The organism is Gardnerella sp. C0684A1 (genome assembly GCF_055326835.1).
Genome location: NZ_JBLTSX010000108.1, coordinates 1 through 230 on the forward strand (window position 1 = coordinate 1; position 230 = coordinate 230).

Sequence of the window (230 nt, forward strand, 5' to 3'; positions counted from 1 at the left end):
CCCTCATTGAGCTCGTAAGGTGGTTGCCATCCAGATACCAGGATGTGCTGCTGGAAGACAACAGCCCGGAACACCTTGCCAGTTCGCTCAACGTCGTGGTTTGGCCATTGCTGACCGACCTGAGTTACCCACTGGGCCCATGGTCCCTGGGTGCACTGGCCTGCGCCATGCGTCGTCTTGAGCTCGCCGGCGATCTGCCCGGTGCTCGGCGGTGCGCCATCGGCTTGATG

1 protein-coding gene is annotated in these 230 nt (G+C 62.2%); it reads left to right on the plus strand.

All coding sequences use genetic code 11. The features are described from left to right. Positions 1-44: 44 nt before the first annotated feature. The coding region (locus ACNEUN_RS06495) for a hypothetical protein (protein WP_463631655.1) at positions 45-230 on the plus strand (186 nt) is incomplete at its 3' end.